This is a genomic window from Rhodovulum sp. HP10, from assembly GCF_047553435.1.
GTDB lineage: Bacteria > Pseudomonadota > Alphaproteobacteria > Rhodobacterales > Rhodobacteraceae > Rhodovulum.
Genome location: NZ_CP180201.1, coordinates 2346962 through 2367820 on the forward strand (window position 1 = coordinate 2346962; position 20859 = coordinate 2367820).

14 protein-coding genes are annotated in these 20859 nt (G+C 67.3%); 7 read left to right on the top strand and 7 right to left on the bottom strand.

Features of this window, described 5'->3' with window-relative positions; all coding sequences use genetic code 11:
* Positions 1–67: 67 nt before the first annotated feature.
* The 5 genes from ACK8CO_RS11035 to ACK8CO_RS11055 form a co-directional block, all read right to left on the bottom strand.
* On the bottom strand, positions 68–4135 hold the full coding sequence (locus ACK8CO_RS11035; protein WP_414896654.1) for an autotransporter domain-containing protein: 4068 nt from the start codon (positions 4133–4135) through the stop codon (positions 68–70).
* 938 nt (positions 4136–5073) lie between these two features.
* Positions 5074–6603 carry a tripartite tricarboxylate transporter permease gene (locus tag ACK8CO_RS11040; protein ID WP_080618171.1) on the bottom strand — a complete coding sequence of 510 codons (1530 nt, stop codon included), beginning with the start codon at positions 6601–6603 and terminating at the stop codon, positions 5074–5076.
* 1 nt (position 6604) lies between these two features.
* Positions 6605–7123, bottom strand: a complete 519-nt coding sequence (locus ACK8CO_RS11045; protein ID WP_080618172.1) for a tripartite tricarboxylate transporter TctB family protein — start codon at positions 7121–7123, stop codon at positions 6605–6607.
* Between the two features lie 98 nt (positions 7124–7221).
* Positions 7222–8220, bottom strand: coding sequence for a tripartite tricarboxylate transporter substrate binding protein (locus tag ACK8CO_RS11050; RefSeq protein ID WP_414896655.1), 999 nt, complete (start codon positions 8218–8220; stop codon positions 7222–7224).
* 63 nt (positions 8221–8283) lie between these two features.
* On the bottom strand, positions 8284–10026 hold the full coding sequence (locus ACK8CO_RS11055) for a thiamine pyrophosphate-binding protein (protein WP_414896656.1): 1743 nt from the start codon (positions 10024–10026) through the stop codon (positions 8284–8286).
* 200 nt (positions 10027–10226) lie between these two features.
* Here ACK8CO_RS11055 and ACK8CO_RS11060 point away from each other — a divergent pair, with 200 nt between their 5' ends.
* The gene (locus ACK8CO_RS11060; protein WP_414896657.1) at positions 10227–10913 is read left to right on the top strand and encodes a GntR family transcriptional regulator; all 687 of its coding nucleotides are present in this window, start codon (positions 10227–10229) and stop codon (positions 10911–10913) included.
* Here ACK8CO_RS11060 and ACK8CO_RS11065 read toward each other — a convergent pair.
* A complete protein-coding gene (locus ACK8CO_RS11065) occupies positions 10901–11812 on the bottom strand; it encodes a LysR family transcriptional regulator (protein WP_414896658.1) in 912 nt (303 codons plus the stop codon). The genes ACK8CO_RS11060 and ACK8CO_RS11065 overlap by 13 nt on opposite strands.
* 279 nt (positions 11813–12091) lie before the next feature.
* On the opposite strand from ACK8CO_RS11065, the gene ACK8CO_RS11070 reads away from it, so the two are divergent.
* The 5 genes from ACK8CO_RS11070 to ACK8CO_RS11090 are packed head-to-tail and all read left to right on the top strand — an operon-like array spanning position 12092 to position 16993.
* Positions 12092–13354, top strand: a complete 1263-nt coding sequence (locus ACK8CO_RS11070) for a pyridoxal phosphate-dependent aminotransferase (RefSeq protein ID WP_080618177.1) — start codon at positions 12092–12094, stop codon at positions 13352–13354.
* The gene (locus tag ACK8CO_RS11075) at positions 13351–14019 is read left to right on the top strand and encodes an RraA family protein (protein WP_414896659.1); all 669 of its coding nucleotides are present in this window, start codon (positions 13351–13353) and stop codon (positions 14017–14019) included. The genes ACK8CO_RS11070 and ACK8CO_RS11075 overlap by 4 nt, the downstream gene beginning before the upstream one ends.
* A 48-nt stretch (positions 14020–14067) precedes the next feature.
* Positions 14068–15015: a tripartite tricarboxylate transporter substrate binding protein gene (locus ACK8CO_RS11080; protein ID WP_414896660.1), complete on the top strand. Its 948-nt coding sequence runs from the start codon at positions 14068–14070 to the stop codon at positions 15013–15015.
* Positions 15016–15033: 18 nt separating this feature from the next.
* Positions 15034–15486 carry a tripartite tricarboxylate transporter TctB family protein gene (locus ACK8CO_RS11085; protein WP_414896661.1) on the top strand — a complete coding sequence of 151 codons (453 nt, stop codon included), beginning with the start codon at positions 15034–15036 and terminating at the stop codon, positions 15484–15486.
* A gap of 1 nt (position 15487) precedes the next feature.
* Entirely contained in the window at positions 15488–16993 is a 1506-nt protein-coding gene (locus tag ACK8CO_RS11090; RefSeq protein WP_231119344.1) for a tripartite tricarboxylate transporter permease, read from the top strand.
* Positions 16994–17052: 59 nt separating this feature from the next.
* Here ACK8CO_RS11090 and ACK8CO_RS11095 read toward each other — a convergent pair whose 3' ends face one another.
* Positions 17053–17967: a LysR family transcriptional regulator gene (locus ACK8CO_RS11095; protein WP_414896662.1), complete on the bottom strand. Its 915-nt coding sequence runs from the start codon at positions 17965–17967 to the stop codon at positions 17053–17055.
* 74 nt (positions 17968–18041) lie between these two features.
* Between ACK8CO_RS11095 and ACK8CO_RS11100 the strand changes: the two genes are divergently transcribed.
* Complete coding sequence (locus ACK8CO_RS11100) at positions 18042–20855, top strand: FAD-binding and (Fe-S)-binding domain-containing protein (RefSeq protein ID WP_414896663.1); 2814 nt, start codon at positions 18042–18044, stop codon at positions 20853–20855.
* The last annotated feature ends 4 nt before the right edge of the window (positions 20856–20859 follow it).

Here is a 20859-nt window from a genome sequence, read left to right on the forward strand (position 1 = left end):
CTCGAAAAGCGAACGCCCGGCCGGAGGAGGTCTCCGGCCGGGCGTCGCTGCTCGATCTCAGATCCGATCAGAACCTGACCGAATAGGTCGCCTGGATCGCGTGGGACTGGCTGTTTTCGCTCAGCGTGCCCTGATAGCCGATGTCGAGAACCGAGCGCTCGGTCAGCTCGGTCCGCAGACCCAGCGACAGCACCGCCTGGTTGCGGTCCAGCGCCGAGCCGGTGACCGAGAAGGCATCGCTGCCCGAGGCGAAGCGCATGGTCGATTCCGCGTTCAGATCGCCGCTGACATGCTGCCAGGCCACACCGCCGTGCAGGTTGCTCATCCCGGCGCCGATACCTTCGAGATCGCGGCCGAAGCGCAGGCCGACGGTGGTGATGCCCTGGGTCAGGTCCTCGCCGTCGACAGACAGCGCCGCCGAGCCGCCGGTTTCGGTGAAGCTGTCGATCTCCTGGTAGAGGATCGCCTGACCGATAAAGGGCTCGAGGCTCGTGCGGCCGGCGCTGGTCTGGTAGCCCAGCTCGACGAAGGCCTGCGCGGTGCGCGCCCAGTAATCGGCTTCGAGATCCTGACGGACACCGCCCACCGAGACGTTCCGTTTGGCCGAGACGTCATCCCAAGTGTAGCTCGCCCCCATCCGGAACGCCATCTGGCCGAAGCTCCTGGCGGTGTAGACACCGAGTTGGTAGCTGTCGGCATCGCTGTCAGCGCTGCTGTCCTTGGCATCGGTATCGACCAGCCCGAAGCTGCCGAAGACACCCGTGCGCCAGCCGCCATCGGTCTCGGCATCGGCCCCGATCACGAAACCGCCGGTGGTCGCTTCCATGCCCGACGCGCCGTCGCTGCCGTCAAGCTTGGACCAGCTGCCATAGGCCTGCCCCCAGACCTCGGGATTGGAGAAGAAGCTGCCTGCGGTCTCATAGGAGGTCGCGTTGCGGGTAACCGCCGCCGGGGTAGCCGCACCCGGGGTTATCTGGCGCATCCGGTTCACCACCAGCCGACGGGTCGGCTCGGTGGATTGCAGCATCGCCGTGGACATGCTGGCATGGGTCTCGCCCGACAGCGCCTGATAGGTCCGGTCGATCTCGCCGTCTTCGAGGAACAGCACCTTCTTGTAGAGCGGGTTTTCCTCGTCCATCGTCCCGATCGCCCGCGCGGTATTGCGCGCGTTGGAGTTCGACGAGCTCACCACATCCTCGAAATCGACATCGTTGCGGGTCAGAGCAAGCAGGACTTCGGTGTCGTTGTCATAGTCGAGGGTCGTGTCGAGATAGGCGAAGGTGTCGCTGACCTCGGAGAATTCGCCGGTGATGCCCTGATCCGCGGTCATGATCGTGTACCAGGTGTTCAGGCTGAAATCGGCCTCGTCATCGCTTGCCAGACGCGACACTTTCAGCGACGAGCTGCCGCCCAGGGTGACCGCGCCGCCGGTGGTGGTGCCGGGTTCGTCGGAAGCGAAGGAGCTGTATTGGCCCTCGTCGGTGCTTTTCACCGCCAGCAGGTCCGAGGTGCCGTCGCTGGACACGGTGACCGCGTAGCTGGCGCCGTCGGCGAAGCTGAGATCGCCGCCCGCAATGGTCAGCGTACCGATGCCCGCGCCGCCCGGCGCCACGGTCGAGCCGTCCTGCAGGGTCACGTCCGACAGCGAACCCGACCCGGCCAGGGTTGCGCCAGCCATGACGGTGACGGCGCTGTTGACGAACGTATCGGTATCGACCGCGACGGTCCCGCCATGGATATTGGTATTGCCGTAATAGCCGGAATAGTCGCCGCTCAGGCTGATGGTGCCGTTATAGGCGTTGATCGCGCCGCCGCCGGTGACATCCATCCCGAAGCTGTAATCGGTGTCGGTGATGTTGAACACCAGCGAGCCGGTGCCGGTGCCGAAGGCCAGCCTGCCGGCATTCACGCGGCCCGAGGCCACGGCGCCGCCATTCTCTTCTTCCACGTCATAGCTTGCGCCGATGACAAGCGTCCCGGTCGAGCCACTGTCCCGCGCAACGGTGACGGTGCCGTCGTAATTGCCCTCGCCATCGTCGGTGCCGACCGAGACGGTCGCGCCATTGTTCACCCTCATGATGCCGTTGCCCGAGGATGCGGCGCCGACCGTAAGATCGCCGCCGATCTCGACGCTGCTGCCATCCAGTGCGAGCAGGGAGCCGCGCCCCCTGTTGCCGACGGTGGCGTTGTCCGCAACCTTCAGACTCGAGGCGACGGTGTTCTCATCGCCATCCGTGCCCGACCCGACGACGGCGACGGTGCCAGTGGCGCCCTGTTCCTGCCCGACGGAGAGATCGCCGACCGAGGCCGCCCCCCCTTCCGAGATCCAGACGATACCCCCCTCGGCGGGATACGACGTGGATGCGCCGCCGAAGCCAAGCCCGAGACCGGAAACGCCTGCACTGTCATGACCGACCGTAAGCAGCGATTCCGTCATTTCAAGCGAAGACCCGACACCCGAGATCCGGATCACCCCATACTCGTCGCCCTCGCCGGCATCATGGCCCAGCGAGACGGCGTCGTTCGCCGTGACCGTGCCGCCTGCGGTGATAGTCATATCGCCCTGACCGCCATAGCCGATATAGGTCTCGTCATTCAGAACCACGTCGGCATCATAAACGGTCCAATTGCCGGTCGAGCCCTCACCCCTGGCCAGATAGGTCTTGCCGTCGACGGTGAGCAACGCGTCGTTCATGATGAAGATAGTGGCCGTGCCCGAAATGCCCGCGGAAAGATCCCCGCCCACGGTGGCGCTTGCGTCTTTGCCGCTGACCTGAAGAAGGCCATAGCTCTGCGCTGCATCGCCCAGCGACAGGTCGCTGTCAGCGCCCTGCAGCGTCAGGGTCCCGCCGTCCGAGACCGCCACATAGCCCGGGTAATCGTTGGAGCCGCTTTTGGGGGCCTTGGAGCCGATGACGAGATTGCTGTCCTTCAGGGTGAAGCTCGAGCCCGCGCCCGCGACGCTCAGCTTGCCGCTGCCGCCCTCGGAATTCACGCCCAGAATGACATCCCCCTCGGACGTCGCCTTGCCGCCGGATCGCACGTAGATCGCACCGGTGCCGTCCTCGCCGACGGAAAGGCCCTTATCGAAGCTGGCCTCGGCCGCGTTGCTGACGGTCAGCGTGCCCGTCGAGCCTGTGCCCTGGCCAAGCCGAAATGCGCCGTTGGAAGTGTAGGTCGAGCCCTGCCCATCGACGGTGACATAGCCGGCCGAGCCCGCGCCCTGACCCACCGTGACCGTGTCATTGGTCGTGGCCTCGGCGCCTTCGAGGATGTTGAAACCGGCCTCAGAGGAATTGCCCGCGCCCATGAGGAACACGCCATTGGCGGTGTAGCTCGAGCCTGCGCCCTGGACTGTGAAGCTCGCGGTCAAATCGCTGCCTTCGCCCACCGTGACCTCGCCGCTGGTGGTGGCGGAAGAACCGCTGAGGATGTTGAAGTTCGATCTCGAACCGCTGGACTTGCCCAGATAGACCCCGCCGTTCAGGGTCGCGGTCGAGCCGTTTTTCAGGTCCACCTGGCCTGTCGAGTTCGCACCATAGCCAAGGATCAGCTCGGCGCCTTCAGCGCTTTTGAGCTTGCCGTTGTCGACATCGATCCGCCCGGTCGCCCCCTCGCCACGGCCGATGGCGACGTGGTAGCCCGCATCGTAGGTGCCGCCATCCTTGACATAGAGGACGCCGGTCGTACCGTCTTGAAAGCCGATGCGGCTCCAGGAGCCGGCAGTATAAAGCCTGGACCCTTCCCCGGTCACGGTGACGGTCGATTCCGTCTCGCCCCTGCTCCAGCCGATCGCCAGGACGGCATTTTCGTCGGAGGTCGCATTCAGGGTAGCACCGCCCGAGATCGTGACAGTCCGGGGTCCGACATCCGGAATCGTGGGATTGGAGCCGTAATCGGCAGCAACCGTGACCCCCTTGGAACTGACCACCACGTCTTCGCCATCGATGACCAGATCGGCCCCGTTGAAACCGTTGTCCCAGTTCTCGAAGTAGTTGAAGGTATCGTCGAATTTCCCGGTCCAGTTGCTGGTCGTGTTCTCATCCTCGGCCCAGCCAGCCGGGGCGAGCGAAAGGGCCGCGACCGAGACGAGGGCCGTGGTGGACAGGAAGTACCGTATTCTCTGGGTGTTCATGGCAACCTTAACGCTTTGAAAAAACCGGAAGGGCCTGCCACGTGACACGACTTCCTCCCACAATCGCGGCCAAGATAGACGCGGGGGAAGCCTGCCAGATATGTCTCAGCCGGCAGGGCTGAAGCGCAATCGTATATCGAAAGGAGAGCGGACTATACCAATGGCCCATTCGCCATCCTTTCGAGGCGGCCGAAGGGGCTGTCGCGACCGGGCGGATCGACCGGGGCCGGGTCCGGGGCGCAGTTGACTGCCCCACGGGTGCCATCCTTCTCATGGGCTTCTCATGGGCTCGCAAGCTCGGCAGGATCCACGCGCATCAAGCGGCAACAAGCTGCCGATCCTGCGCCGTGCTCGGCTGCTTTCAGCGCATGGCGCGGCAGAAACCGCTCGCCGCTACGAAAAGACGCGCCGGGTACGGGTTGCGGGGGATCTGCCACCCCCGGCGGCCCGGCCGGGCCTCTTGTTGCGGGGGGAGGGCTGGCGGCGCGGCCGAAGTCTGACGGCGGTCAGACCGGGCTGGCCTTCGCCCCACGATTCTGTCGTCGCGCAGACAGAGCCTCGTTTCCGCATCCCGATCCCGTCTTCGGGGCCGGTCGGTTGCTGCCGGGTCTTGCAGCGGACAGGCGCCGGAAGCCGCTGGTCATGCCCGCCCGCCCGGGGCTAAGGGGCCGCAGGTCCTGCCGACAGACAGCCCCCGGACAAGGCACGGGCCCAGGCAGGAGCGAAGAAAGACACGAAGACAGGGCCACATCACCGGCATTGCGCCGATATTGCCGGATTCCCGCGGACAGCAGGATCGGCCCGGACACTACCGGTCGCAGGCGCAGGCATTCGGGCCGTCTTGCGGGCCTCGGGATGCTCCGGTCCTGCGCGCTGGCGAAAATGGCGCGGCGATCCCGCCCCCGACAGATCCCGACAGACCCCCGACGGGCCGGCCGCTATTCGCCCTCGCCGCTTTCGCGCGCAGCCTGCCGGTCGCGCAGCGCCGGGCGCAACCGCAGGAACCAGACGAACAGCACGGTCAGACCCAGAAGCGCGGCGCTGGCGGGGCTGGTGAGGAAGATCGTCGGATCGCCCTCGGACACAATAAGCGAGCGGCGCAGGAATTCCTCGAAATAGGGGCCGAGGATCACGCCCATCAGCGCCGGCACCACCGGATAGCCAAAGCGGCGCATCAGGAAGGCCAGCACCCCGATCGCCAGCGCCATCCACATCTGGAAGGCCGACCAAGACGAGGCGAAAACGCCCACCATCGAGATCAGCGCGATGAAGGCGTAAAGCACGCCGCGATTGATCTGGCTGAGCCGCAGATAGACCGGCCCGAAGGCCAGGACCGACAGGAAGACCAGGATCGAGGACACGAAGAGCGCCGCGAACATCGGCGCGATCTCGATGAAATTCGACCCCAGGAGCGCGGGCCCCGGCACCAGCCCGTGCAGCAGCAGCACGCCGAAGATGATGGCGGTGACCGCGTCGCCCGGAATGCCCATGGTCAGAAGCGGGATCACCGCGCCGCCGCACATCGCGTTATTGGCGGTCTCGGAGGCGGCGAGCCCTTCATACGAGCCCTTGCCGAAGATCTCGGGGCGACGCGCGGAGCGCTTGGCCTCGGCATAGGCGATGAAGGAGGCCATCGAGGCGCCGCCGCCCGGCAGCATGCCGATCACGACGCCGATCACCGCGCTCTTGGCATAGGCGACGGGACCGACCTCGCGGACATGCGCAAGCGAGGGCAGGAAATCGCGGCGCCGCGGCCGGACGATCTGGGCCACCCGGTCGGCCCGCATCATCGCCGAGGGCGTCGCCGCCTGGGCGATCAGCTCGCAGACCGCGAACAGCCCGATCACGGCGGGCAACAGCCCGATGCCTTCGATCAGGTGATAGCTGCCGAAATCGAACCGGCCCTCGGGCACCATCGGGTCGATGCCCACGGTCGAGATCATCAGCCCCAGCACCATCGCCGCGATGGCCTTCGACAGCGAGCCCGACGAGACGATGGTGACGGTGACGATCGCCATCAGCACCAGCGAGAACTTGTCGGGGGTCTGGAACAGGAGCGCGAGCGAACTGACCGGCTGGGCCAGCGCGATCAGCACCACCGCGCCGATCAGGCCGCCGAGCGCCGAGGAGAAGGCGCTCATTCCCAGTGCCTGCGGCCCCTCTCCGCGCTTCATCAGGGCGTGGCCGTCAAGCGTGGTGATCGCGCCCGAGGGCGCGCCGGGGATGTTCAGCGTGATGCCGGTGATCGAGCCGGAATAGATCCCGGCCATGTAGATCCCGGCCACCATGACCAGCGCATCGGTCACCTCCATGCCGAAGGTGAAGGGCAGCAGAAGCGCGATGGCCAGGGTCGCGGTCAGGCCCGGGATGGCGCCGAACACGAGCCCCAGCAGGAAGCCTCCGATCAGGTGCAGGAAGGTGGCGGGATGGGTGAGCGAGAGAAAGCCCTGGGCGAGATCGGCCAGCATGTCAGAGCCCCCAGAGCGGCAGCGACAGGCCGAAAAGCCGGTCGAAGAACAGCCAGCCGAAGCCCGTCACCCCGACCCCGACCGCCAGCGCCATCAGCGCCGAGCGGCCCCAGCGCCCGCTATCCTCGAGATTGAAGTAGAATGCGATGGCAAAGCAGTAGAGCGCAGCCGAGATCACGTAGCCCAGCCAGACGAAGCCGATCACGAAAAGCGCGGTGGCGCCGATGGCGAAAAGCGGGCCGAGCACCGGCAGCAGCCCGGGCAGCCCGGTATCGGCCGCCGCATCGGCGGCGTCCGAGGTGTCGGCGCGGCGGGCCTCAACGCGGGCGCGGAATTCCGAAATCAGCACGCGAGCCAACATGCCGTAAAGCGCGAGACACAACAGGGCAGGCAGGAAGGCGGGCCCCGGTTCGCCCGAGGCGAAGGGGCGCGGCATCTGCAGCACCTGCCAGCCATAGACGGTATTGGCGAGGGCGAGGCCGGCCGCGAACAGGATCTGGCCGTTGGTCTTTCCGGTCATGGCGGTCTCCCTTTGGCCGGTCGTGGCGCGACCCGAGGGCCGGTCGAAGGCGGGACCCGGCAAATCCGGGCCCCGCCCCCGGGGGGCTGGCCGAATTGCTACTTCTGCAGCACGCCTTCGGCCACCAGCTGGTCGATCAGGGCGAAGGCCTTCTTCTGGGCGGCCTTCACATAGGCGGCGGTTGCCTCGGCATCCATCCAATGCGCGCCCATCGCGGATTTCTCGGCCGCTTGCTGGAATTCGGGCAGATCGAACACCGCGGCAAAGCCGGCTTCGAGCGCCGCGCGCTTGTCGGCATCGACGTCGGCCTGGGTCGCGACCAGGCGGAAGCTGCCCCAGACCACGTCATAGCCCGATTCAAGGAAGGTCGGCACATCGGGGAACTTGGGGTCGCGCGTCTCCGACATCACCGCCAGAACCCGGGCCTGACCGGCCTGCACGGCGGCATAGGCCGCCGAGATGCTCGAGGACATCGCGTCGACCTCGCCCGACAGCAGCGCCTCGCGCTCGGGGCCCGAGCCCTTGGGATAGGGAATATGCTGCACCTCGATCCCGGCCTCCTTGGAAAAGTCGAGCGCGGGCAGGTGCCAGACGCCGCCGGTACCGACATTGGCGATCTTCAGCGTACCGGGCGCGGCCCTGGCGGCGGCGACGAAATCGTCGAGCGTGGCGAAGGGCGCATCGGCCCGCACGATCAGCGCGGTCGGATGCACGGTGACCGAGCCCAGATAGGCCAGCCGGTCGGTGTCATAGCCCGGCACCAGTTCGTAATAGGGCACGGTGATCACGCTGTCCCAGGTCAGCGAACCGATGGTGTAGCCGTCTGGCCGCGACTTCATCAGTCTGAGCGTTCCGATGCCGCTTTGCGCGCCGGTCACGTTCTGGGTGTTGATGCCGGTGCCAAGGGTCTTCTCGGCGAAGCTCATGAACTGGCGCATGACGGTATCGGTGCCGCCGCCCGCGCTCCAGGGCATGATATGGGTCAGGTCCCTGTCGGGAAAGTCGGCGGCGGCCGGGGCCGCCAGCGGCAGCGCAAGGGCGGCGGCGACCAGGGCAGCGCGCGACAGCAGCGTCCGGGGCAGGGTCAGGATCTTCATGGCGTCGTCTCCGTGTTGGGGGCGGCGCGTTTTTCGCGCTCTTGCTCGGTGCCGGGTGGGATATCAGCTGAAATAGGGCAGTTTCTTCTTTTGCGCAGCGCGCACCCAGGAGGGCACGAAAGGCACGATCTTGTCCTGCGAGGGCACGCGGATCTCGATGAAGCTAGCGCCCTCATGGGCGAGGGCCGCGCGCAGGGCGGGCTCGATCTCGGCATCGCTCTCGATCCGCGCGGTCTGGAAGCCGAAGCCCTGGGCGACCTGCACGTAATCGACGGCGCCGAAATCGGTGCTCCAGGGTTCGTCGACATCGTCAAGCAGGATCGCCTCGCCCCGGATCCAGCCGTAGGTGTCGTTGCGGGTCAGGATCACGGTGATGTTCTTGCCGCTGCGCCGGATGGTCTCGAAATCGCCCAGCACGAAGGCGAGCGAGCCGTCGCCCGTCAGCGAGATCACCGGCCCGTCACCGGCGAAGGCCGCGCCGATCCCGGCGGGCACCGAATATCCCAGCGCACCCATCGAATAATTGGTCAGATAGCGCCGTCCCGGCTCGCGCACCGACAGCAGTGCCGAAGGGTAGATCGCGGCGACGCCGGGCTCGGCGGTGACGATGGCATCGGGCGGCAGCAGGGTATCGAGCGCGCGGGTCAGCTTGACCGGCGAGATCGTGCCTTCGGGCATTTCGATGTTCGAGTTGAAGACCGCATCGAGCGCCGTGCGCTTCATGTCGGTCAGGTCGAGCCGGGGACGCGTCAGATGCGGATGCTCGGCCCGGATCAGCTCTGCCATGTAGGCCAGCGTCGCGCGGGCATCGCCCACCATGCCCACCTTCAGCGGGAAATTGTTGCCGACATGGGCCTCGGCGATGTCGAGATGCAGGAAGGTCTTGGAGGCCGGGTCGCCATACAGCGTCCAGTGATCGGTCGAGCTGGAATCGGTATTGGTGCCGACGAAGAAGACGGTGTCGGCCGATTTGGCATAGTCATTGGCATAGCCCATGCCGCCCCGCGCGCCGATCACCCGAAGCGCCAGCGGATGGGTCTCGGCCATCAGCCCCTTGCCGGGCGTCGTCGTCGCGACCGGGACCTGCAACAGTTCGGCCAGCGCCTGCACCTCGGCGCCCGCCTTCGAGATCAGCGCGCCCTGACCGCAGACGATCAGCGGCTTTTCGGCCGCCAGCAGCGTGTCGATGGCCGCGCGGATCCTGCCGTGATCGGCCACCGGGCGGTGGGCCGGGTATTCGCTGTATTCCGGCTGGGCATAGAGATCGGCGATCTCGGCAGTCTCGTGGAAGATGTTGATCGGCACCCGGATATGGACCGGCGCGGGCCGGCCCGAGGTCGCCACCCGGAACGCCCGGCGCATCAGGATCGGAATGTCCTTCACCGAGGTCAGGTAGAATGATTCCTTGCAGATGCTGGCATAAAGCGCGGTCTGGTCGATCCCGGTCAGCCCGTGCTTCTTGTCCTGGTTCACCGGAATGTCCGAGCTGAAGAAGATCACCGGCACCGAACTGAGGAAGGCCTCGGCAATCCCCGGGGTGCAATGGGTGACGCCCGGGCTCGGGGCCTCCAGCACAGCCGGGCGGCCGGTGACCTTGGCATAGGCCTCGGCGGCATAGGACGCGGTGCGCTCGTCGCGGGTCAGCACGAATTCGATGTTCGAATGGGCGCGCCATTCCTTGTACCAGCCGATGGTGGTCTCGCCCGGCAGGCCGAAGACATGGGACACGCCATGCAGCTCCAGCATCTTCAGGATGACCTGCGCCCCGTTCATCACCTGCGTCACCTGCGTCTCCTGCCCGTTCATGCCGTCCCGTCCGCTCCGGCCCCTGCCTGACCCGTACATGGCTCATGCCGGGCCCGTCACCGTCTTCGCCGGGGTCCGGTTTTGGTATGCTTTGCTGTATACAGGGTGATACACAGGCCGGAACGCAAATCAATTGTTTTTCTGTCCGGCGCCCTTATTGTGGATCCGCGCCTCTTCTCCTTTCGGACGGAACCATTGAAATGGCTAAAAAAACGGCGGGTACGGTTGAAAGAGCCTATCGGATGCTCAAGGAGATGGCCGCAACCTATGCCTTCAAGCCGGATTCGCGCCTCAACGAAGGGGTGCTGGCGCGCCAGCTTGAAACCAGCCGCACGCCGCTGCGCGAAGCGCTGAACCGGCTCGCGGCCGAGGGGTTTCTGGTGTTCCGCCCCGGTCAGGGCTTTTTCTGCCGCTCGCTGACGCCGGGCGAGATCATGGACCTTTACGAGGCCCGCGCCGCGATCGAATGCGAGGCCGCCAAGCTTGCCGCGCACCGCGCCGACCCGCAGGAACTCGACGCGCTCGAGGTCTTTCTCGAGGCCTCCTGCCCCGATTACCAGCCCGGCACCTCGCCGGTGGAACTGGTCCGGCTCGACGAAGCGTTCCATATGCGACTGACAGCACTCTCGGGCAATGCCGAGCTGAGCCGACTTCTGGAAAACGTCAACGGACGCATCCATTTCGTGCGGCTGATCGATCTGCGCACGCTCAGCCAGCGCGACGGGCCCGAGGTCGTCACCACCGCCCCGCACCGGCGCATTCTCGACGCGGTGCGCGCGGGCGACCCCGAGGCGGCCCAGCACGAGATGCGCGGCCATATCGAGCGGCGGCTCGAAGCCGTCACCGAGAACGTGCGCAATGCCTTCGCCGAGCTTTACGCCCCCTGATCCGCATCGTCCGGCGCGTCGCGGCGACCGATCTCGGCCACGACCAGGCGCATCTGGGTGCAGAAGGCATCGATCAGGCTGGCCTTGGGGCTGTCATCGCGCGCGAGGATGCCGACCGGCCGCCCGGCCAGGCCGGGGATCGCGATCTCGCGCACCGCAACCGGGTTCGGCGCCGGCACGCAGCGCCGGGGCACCACCGCCACCCCCAGCCCGTGATAGACCATGGTCGAGATCATCTGGATACCGTCAAGCTCCATCGCCTCGTGGACCGTGATGTCCTCGCGCACCAGCCAGTCGTCGATCAGCTGCCCCGACCAGAGCGAACGACTGATCCGGATGAAGGGATAGGCCTCGAGGATCTCGCGCGGATCATCGAGCGGGCAATCCCCGGCGGTCAGAAGGTGGAACGGCTCTTCGGTGACGGTGTGAAAGACCAGCCGCGAGCCCAGCACCGGCGGCCGCCCGATGAAGGCCGCGTCCAGGGCGCCGCGATCGACCGGCGCCACCAGATTGGCCGAATGGGCGGGGGCGGCCTGGATATGCAGGTCGGGATAAAGCCCGCGCATCCGCTTCATCGCATGGGGCACCGCCCCGGTCATGGCGGTGAACATCGCGCCGATATTGAGCGTGCCGGTTATCGTGGCCTCGCCCCGCGCCGTGCGGCGCAGTTCGTCATAGGCGGCGAGTACCTCGATGGCCTTGGGCACCAGCAGCCGCCCGCGGGCATTCAGCTCGGGAACCCGGCGCCGCCGGTCAAAGATCTCGACGCCCAGATCCTCTTCGAACTGCTTCATCTGCAAGGAGACTGCTGAACGGGTCAGATGCTCGCTGGCTGCAGCGGCCGACAGGCTGCCATGGCGCGAGATGGCGACAAGGGTCTTCAGGCGGCGGATCGACATGGCAGGGCTCCGCAGTGGCTTTCATTAGGTTTACGCAAGGTTTCAGGCAGTTGGCAGGCCGGCGCCCGGCGGGCCGCCGCCACTTGGTCTATCGTAATTTTTTCTCGACAGAAAGGTAAGAATTACTCGCTTGCGTAAACCTATTTTGACTAGGTAGCGTGCAGACAGCGCGGCGGACCGCCATGAACGGACGACCGCGCCCGACATATTCCGAACCTTCGAGGACGTGCCCGACTCGACCCCCGCTGCACGGGGTGCGCGGTCATGGCATGAGCAGAGATGAACAGAGCCGACCCAGAGACCGTCATACCCGTCATCGATCCGGTCAGCCGCCGGATGCGCGACACCAAGCCCTCGGCATCGCTCGAGGCGGCGCAGCTGGCGCGGGATCTGCGCGGCCAGGGCCGCCGGGTGATCTCGCTGGCGACCGGCGAGCCCGATTTCCCGACCCCCGACCATATCAAGGCCGCCTGCGTCGCCGCGCTGGCCGAGAACCGCACCGGCTATCCGCCGGTTCAGGGCATTCCGGCGCTGCGCGAGGCGATCTGCCAGAAATTCCACCTGGACAACGACCTGGATTACCGCGCCAGTCAGGTGATCGTCGCCAATGGCGTCAAGCAGATCGTCTTCAACGCGCTGGCGGCCAGCCTCGAGCCCGGCCAGGAGGTGCTGATCCCGGCGCCGGGCTGGGTCAGCTATTCCGAGATGACGCGGCTGAATGGCGGCGTGCCAGTGTGGCTCGAAACCCGGTGGGACGACAATTTCCGCCTGCGGCCCGAGGCTCTCGAGGCCGCGATCACCGAGAACACCCGCTGGCTGATCCTCAACAACCCCTGCAACCCGACCGGCACGATCCTGACCGAGGCCGAGATCCGCGCCCTGGCCGAGGTGCTGGAGCGTCATCCGCAGGTGATGGTCCTCAGCGACGACATCTACGAGCATCTGCGCTACGGCCCCGCGCCCTATTTCACCATCGCCCAGGTCTCGGAGGCGATGAAGGCCCGGACCCTGACCGCCAATGGCGTCTCGAAGGCCTGGTGCATGACCGGCTGGCGCGTCGGCTTCGCGGCCGGGCCGCAGGCGCTGATCGACGCCATGCGCACCTATCAGGGCCAGACCACCGGGGGCGTGATGCATCCCGCGCAATTCGGCGCGCTGGCCGCGCTGACCGATACCCGCGCCTTCATGGGCCCCAATCTCGAGGCCTTCCGCGCCCGCCGCGCGCTTGGCGTCCGGCTGATCAACGAGACCGAGGGGCTGTCCTGCCACGCGCCCGACGGCGCCTTCTATCTCTTCGTCAACTGCGCGCCCCTGATCGGCGCCACAAGGCCGGATGGCGGTACCATCGCCAGCGATGCCGACCTCACACGCTATTTCGTCGAGGAGGCCGAGGTGGTCTGCGTGCCGGGCGCGGCCTTCGGCCTCTCGCCCTTCTTCCGGATCTCGTTTGCCTGCGGCATCGAGGTTCTGGAAGAGGCCTGCCTCAAGCTGCGCGCCGCCGTGGCCAGACTTACGCCCGCCAAGGAAGGACCCTCCGCATGAGCTTCGACTGTTCGGTCGCCCCCGTGAACCATCCGCTGAGCGCCGAATTCGCCGCCGGGTTCAGCGACATCCCGGCGCCGGTCGCGAATGACTGCTACGGCCGCCGCAACATCATGGATGCGGGCATCAAGCCGATCGCCAGGGGCATGCATCTCTGCGGCCGCGCCGTCACCGTGGTGATGCCGCCCGATGACAACCTGATGCTGCATGCCGCGCTTCACGCCGCCGAGCCGGGCGACATCCTCGTCGCCTCGACCTCGAACGACCGCCAGTCGGGCGTCTGGGGCGAGCTGATGACCCGCGCGGCCATGGCGCGCGGCCTGGGCGGGCTGGTGTTGGACGGGATGTGCCGCGACAGCGACTGGATCGCCAAAAGCGGGTTCCAGCTCTTTGCCCGCGGCACCTGCGCCCGCGGCTCGCGCAAGCTCGGGCCGGGCCATGTCAACATTCCGGTGGCGGTCGGCAATGTCGTCGTCCATCACGGCGACATCATCATCGGCGACGATGACGGGGTGATGGTGGTGCCCGCCGCCGATGCCGCCGCTCTGCTGCCGCTCTGCCGTGACAAGCTGGCCAAGGAGGCTGCGCGGATCGAGGCCATCGCCGCGGGCGCGCCGAAACCCGGCTGGCTGATGCCGGCGCTGGAAAAATGGAACGTGGCGTGACGGCGCCTTAACCCTGCCGTCCGATAAGACCCAACAAGGAGAGACCCGATGAAACGCATCACCGCCTCGCTGGCTGCCATCGCGCTGCTGGCCGGGACCGCGGCTCTGGCCGAGTATCCCGAGAAGCCCGTCACCATCGTCGTGCCCTATGGCGCCGGCGGCGGCAGCGACATCATGGTGCGCACCGTCGCGCCCTATATCGAGAAATATCTCGGCGACGGCGCCAAGGTCGTGGTCGAGAACCGCACCGGCGCCTCGGGCATCATCGGCTGGCAGGCGGTGCATGATGCCAAGCCCGACGGCTACACCATCGGCGTCATCACCACGCCGTCGATCGTGACCAAGCCGATCGAGGGCAAGGCCGATTTCACCTGGCAGGATTTCACCATCATCGCCAACATGGTCACCGATCCTGCGGCACTGAACGTCAAGAAGGGCAGCCAGTTCACGGACATTGCCGGGCTGGTCGACTATGCCAGGGAAAACCCGAAGGTCGTGACCATGGCCACCGGCAATTTCGGCGGCGACGATCACCTGGCCGGGCTGCAGCTTGAAAAGCTGACCGGGGCCGAGTTCACCTTCGTGCCCTTCCCCGGCGTCGCCGCGCGCAACGCCACCATGGGCGGTCATGTCGCGGTCGGCAGCTTCAATCTTGGCGAGGCGGTCAACTATCAGGACTCGATCGACATTCTGGGCATCATGGCCGCCAGGCGGTCCGAGCTTGCCCCCGAGGTCCCGACCCTGAAGGAACAGGGCTTCGACATCGTCGCCTCGTCGCAGCGCGGTTTTGCCGGGCCGAAGGGCATGCCCGCCGAGGCGGTCGGGAAACTGTCGGCGGCCATCGCCCAGGCGGTGAACGACCCCGATTTCCGCAAGGATGCGATCAATCAGGGCGTGGTGCTCGATTTCGCCGACAGCGCCGATTTCGCCGCCCAGCTCGACGCCTTCGACCAGGCCATGCGCAAGATCTGGGCCGAGAGCCCCTGGCTTGAGTAACCCCGTCGAAAGGACATCATGAAATCCATCCACAATGATGTCGTTCTGGGAACGAGCGTGGCGATTCTCGCCGCGCTCGGCATTCACAGGGCGCTGGGGTTCGGGGCCGATGCCCGCGTCTTTCCCCTTCTGGTGCTGGGCCCCGCCGTGCTGCTGGGCCTGCTCATCGCCGTACGCGGCTATCTGAAACAGACCCGGACCGGCGACAATCCCGATTTCTTCGCCAGCCCCGGCCGCTTCTTCCTGGTCGCGGGCATCATGGCCCTGGCACTGATCGGACTGAAATATCTGGGCTTTCTGACCACATCGGCGCTGACCGTGCCGCTGCTGTCGGTCACGCTCGGCTATCGGCGGACGCTGCCGATCCTGGCCACCACCGCGGGCTTCCTCGCGATGGTCTATATCGTCTTCATCCAGATCCTCTCGCGCCCGCTGCCGGCCGAGATCTGGACCCGGCTCGGAGGCAGCTGAGATGGACCTGTTTTCTCCGCTTCTCGATGCGCTGCCGGCGGTTCTGACCTTCCCCAACCTGCTGGCCATGGTCGGCGGCGTGCTGGTCGGCATCGTCGTCGGCTCGCTGCCCGGGCTGACCGCGACCATGAGCATCGCGGTCCTGCTGCCGCTGACCTTCACCATGGACCCGCTGGTCGCGCTCGGCATGATGGCGGGCATCTATAACGGCGCGATGTATGGCGGGGCGATCCCCGCGATCCTGTTGCGCATCCCCGGCACCCCCGCGGCCATCGTGACCACCTTCGACGGCTACCCGCTGGCCCAGCAGGGCCGCGCCGGCTATGCGCTGCAGATCGCGCTTCTGTCCTCGGCCTTCGGCGGCATGATGAGCGCCATCGCGATGATGGTGCTGGCGCCGCCGCTGTCGCTGGTGACGCTGGCCTTCGGCCCGCCCGAGGTGTTCTGGGTCGGCATCTTCGGCATGGCCGCGGTCGCGGTCTTTCTGGGCGAGGATCTGCCCAAGGGCATGCTCTCGGCGCTGATCGGGCTTTTCATCGGCATGGTCGGTCTCGACCCGGTGATGTCGACCGACCGCTTCACCTTCGGCCAGCTCGAGCTGGAATCGGGCATCGACATCGTCGTGCTGATGGTCGGGCTTTACGCCATCCCGCCCTGTCTCGAGATGGCCGAGGATACCGCCAGGGCCGTGGGCGCCCGGATCAGGCTGGACTTCCAGCCCTTCCTGAAGACGATGCGCGAGATCCCGCGTTACTTCAGGATCTGGAGCTGGGCCTATTTCTACGGCATCTTCGTCGGGCTTCTGCCCGGCGCCAGCGGCAGCTTCGTGTCCTTCCTGGCCTATGAGCGCGCCAAGCGGATGTCGAAGGACCCCGAGAGCTTCGGCAAGGGCAATCCCGAAGGCATCGCCGCCTCGGAATTCGGCAACAATGCCGATAATGCTGCGGCGCTGATCCCGACGGTGACGCTGGGCATTCCCGGCAGCTCGGTCGCGGCGGTAATCATGGGCGGGCTGCTTGTGCACGGTCTGCAACCCGGCCCCGACCTGTTCCGAAACAGCGCCGACATCATCTACGGCTTCATGATCCAGATGTTCCTGACATCGCTGATCCTGATCCCGCTGGGCGGCTCCTTCGCGACCAATCTCTTCGCCCAGGTGCTGCGGATCCCGCGCCCGCTGCTGATCCCGCTGATCATCTGCCTCAGCATCGTCGGCGCCTATTGCGTGCAGAACTCGCTGTTCGATGTCTGGCTGATGTTCGGCTTCGGCCTGCTGGGCTATGTCATGAGCAAGACCGGGCTGCCGCTGGCGCCGGTGGCGCTGGGGGTGATCCTCGGGCCGCTGATCGAAAGCAACCTGCGCCTGTCTCTGCTGCTGGACGTGCGCAACGAACATATCCTGTTCACCCGGCCGATCTGCATGGTGCTGATCGCGCTTCTGGTCCTGACCACGGTGCTGCCGCCGGTCTGGAAACACATTCGGGCCCGGCGCGCGCGCCAGGCCTGACCCGAAAGGCCCCGGTTCTTCCTCGGTCCCGGGGCCGCTCCCCCCGGGCGCTAGCCCAATCAGGTGGCGCCCGGGCTCTTTCCAAGCTCGGCCAGGAACGCCGCCGCCACATGCGAGCGCGCCCGCCGTGCCGGTTCCAGCAGGTAGAGCCTCCGCCAGAGCCCAAGACCCGTCACCGGAACGAAGCGGATCGCCGGATCGCCGAACAGCCCCACCGCCGCTTTCGGCATCAACGCGACCCCCAGCCCGGCCCGGATCATGCACAGCTGCGCGATGGTCGAATGGGCCTGCAGCCGGGTCTCTTTCAGGGCCTCGGGCAGGGCCGCGGCGCCTGCCAGCAATTGTCGCGTGCCGGTCTCGGCCGAGAGCGTGATGACCTCGGCCGGGTCGATCTCGGACAGGGCCACCGCATCGCGCCCGGCCAGCCGGTGCCCCCCCCCGCAGGCCAGCCCGAACGGATCGCGCCGCAGCTCGGTCTGGGTCAGATCGGGGCTTTGCCGCGCCCGTCCCGCCACTGCCAGATCGAGCGTACCGTCCGAGACGAGCCCCGCCAGCCGCTCGGCCACATCGTCATGCAGCAGGCAGGAGATCCCCGGATGCGCCGCGCGGAACCGCGCCAGCGCCGGCCCGACCAGATCGCCGATGGCCGAGGGCGCGGCCCCGACCGCCAGCCGGCCCTCGCTCAGCCCCGCCTGCGCCCGCATCCGCCCCAGCGCCCGGTCGAGATCGGCCAGCACCGGCGCGGTTTCCTCAAGGAAGGCCAGCCCCAGCGGCGTCGGCTGCGGCGGCCGCATCCGGCGGTCGAAAAGCGGTGCCCCGACCTCCTCCTCGGCCTGGCGCACGGTCTCGGTCAGGGCCGAGGGCACCACCCCCAGCGCCTCGGCCGCCCGCGCGAAACTGCCCTGCGCCCGGATCGCATGCAGCGCCCGCAGATGGCGGAGCGTGATATTCAGATTTTCCGAACCTAGCTTCATGTCTTTCCATTTCTACGAAGGCGCAGATTGTGGTTCAAGAGGCCTCCGACCCGCAGATCCCGCGAAAGGCCGCCATGACAAAGCAAAGCCCGCCTGACCTGACCCTGGCACTCCGCGCAGCCGGGTTCCGTGGCGAGATCGAGACCGACCGGGCGCTTTGCAGCGCGATGTCGACCGACAATTCGGTCTATCAGGTGATGCCCGATCTGGTCGTGGCGCCGATGGATGCCGCCGACATGGTCACGCTGGAACGGGTCATGGCCGAGCCGCGCTTTGCCGCCATGCCCGTCACCGCGCGGGGCGGCGGCACCGGCACCAATGGCCAGAGCCTCAGCCGCGGGGTCATCGTCGACACCCGCCGCCACATGCACCGGCTGCTGGATTTCGATGCCGCCGAAGGCTGGGCCGATGTCGAACCCGGGATGGTGCTCGACGATCTGAACGAGCGGCTGCGCCCGCATGGGGTGTTCTTCGCGCCCGAGACCTCGACCTCGACCCGCTGCACCATCGGCGGCATGGTCTCGACCGATGCCTCGGGCAAGGGCAGCCGGGTCTATGGCAAGACCTCGGACAATATCCTCGGGCTCGAGATCGCCCGGCCCGAGGGCCTGCTGTCAAGCCTCGCCCCCGCCCCCAACTGGGCCCGCCCGACGCTGGACGCGGCCGAGGCCGCCGCCCGGTCGGGGCGCGCGGCCTTCATCGCGGCGACGCCCCGGCTGAACCGCCGCTTCACCGGCTACGATCTGGAACGCGCCTGCCCCGAGGCCGGCGGCTTCGAGTGGTGGCGGCTGTTTCTGGGCGCCGAGGGCACGCTGGGGCTGGTGAGCAGGATCCGCGTGGCGCTGCGCCCGCTCGCACGCGAAAAGCGTCTGCTGGTCGCGGGATTTGCCAGCTTCCGCGAGGCGCTGGCCTCGGCCATGCCGCTGGCCGAGTTCGAGCCCACCGCCATCGAGGTGATGGACGAGCGCGTGCAGAAGCTGGCCGATGGCGCGGGCATCCTGACCCGGCTGCCGCCCGCGCTGCGCGCAAGCCGTGGCCAGCCGCTGGCCTATGTCTTCATCGAGTTCAACGGCGATGACGCGACCGATCTGCGGACCCGCCTGAGCGCCTGCGAGACCTCGATCCATGCCCTGCCCGGCGCCCGCGCGATCCACATGGCGCGCGATGCCGCCGAGATCCGCGAGCTCTGGGCGGTGCGCTCGGCCGGTGTCGGGCTTCTGGGCAAGGTCGACGGGCGCGCGCGCCCCGTGGCCTTTGTCGAGGATTGCGTGGTGCCGCCCGAAAACCTGCCCGCCTTCCTCGACGATTTCCTGGCGGTACTGGACGCCCAGGGGCTCGATTTCGGGATCTACGGCCATGTCGATGTCGGCTGTCTGCATGTCCGGCCCGCGCTGAACATCGACACCGACCGCGAGAGGCTGGTCGCCGTCTCGGATGCGGTCTTCGAACTGACCCGCAAACATGGCGGCATCTTCTGGGGCGAACATGGCAAGGGCGTGCGCGGGGCCTACCTGCGCGACTGGATCGGGGCCGAGGCCTATGCCGCGCTGCAGGGTGTCAAGGCCGCCTTCGACCCGGCCGGGCGCTGCAATCCGGGCAAGCTGGTGGGCCTTGACGCACCCGTGCCCGCCATCGACGAAATCCCGTTCCGCCCCTTCAACGCGCCCGAGGGCGATGCGCTGACCCGCGCCTTCCGCTGCAACGGCAATGCGCAATGCCTGTCCTATGCCGCGGCGACGCCGATGTGCCCCTCCTTCAAGGCCACCGCCGATCTGCGCCAGAGCCCAAAGGGCCGGGCCGATGCGCTGCGCGCCTGGCGGCAGGCGCGGCTGAAGGGCCGCGTGGATGCCGCGCTCGAGGCCGATCTGACAGCGACGCTCGATGCCTGCCTCGGCTGCAAGGCCTGCGCGTCGAGCTGCCCGGTGCAGGTCGACATCCCCGCCATGCGCGCTGCCTTCTATGCCGATCTCTATACCCGGAAAGCGCGCCCGCTGGCCGACCGGCTGATGCTGCTGGCCGAGCGCGAAAGCGTGACTCTTCAGGCCCTTGCGCCCTTCATGAGCCCGGTCTGGCCGCTGCTGGCCCGGATCGGGGGGGCGCTGACCGGCACGGTCGATCTGCCCAAGGCACTGGCCCCCGCCCTGCCCCGCGCCGACCGGATCGGCGCCGCCGATCTGGCCCGGCCGCTGCCCGAGGGCACGGTGATCGTCATCGAGGACTGGTTCTCGGCGCTGTTCGACGGCGCGGCGCGGACCGATGCGCTGGCCGGGCTGAAGGCGCTTGGCTACCGGCCGCGCATGCTTGCGATGCGTCCCGCGGGCAAGACCGCGCAAAGCCTGGGCGATCCACGCTTCAAAACGATGGCGAACCGCTTCGCCCGGCATCTGGAGGCCGCCGCCGCGACAGGCGCACCGCTGATCGGGCTCGACCCCGCAGTGGTGATGCAGCTTCGGCAGGATTATCCGCAGGCGGGCATCGCGCTGCCGCCCGTGCTGCTGCCGCAGGAATTCCTCTCTCGCGAGATCGCGGCGGGCCGGCGCTTTCCCGATCTCGCCGCGACAGGCCCCGCGCCCAAGCTCTTTTCGCATTGCACCGAGACGACCGGCGCGCCCGAGGCCGCCGCCGACTGGCGCCGGGTCTTCGCAGCCTTGGGCGTGGAAATCGACACGCCCGCCACCGGCTGTTGCGGCATGGCGGGGCTCTTCGGGCACAAGACCCGTCACCAGACCGTCTCGAGACGCCTGTTCGACATGTCCTGGGCGCCGAAGATCGGGGACGAAGCGCCGGTCCTCGCCACCGGCTTTTCCTGTCGCTGCCAGACCGAGCGGCTGGCCAGTGTCCCGGCCCGTCACCCGCTGGGGCTGATCGCCGATCTGGCCGCCGCCTGAGCCT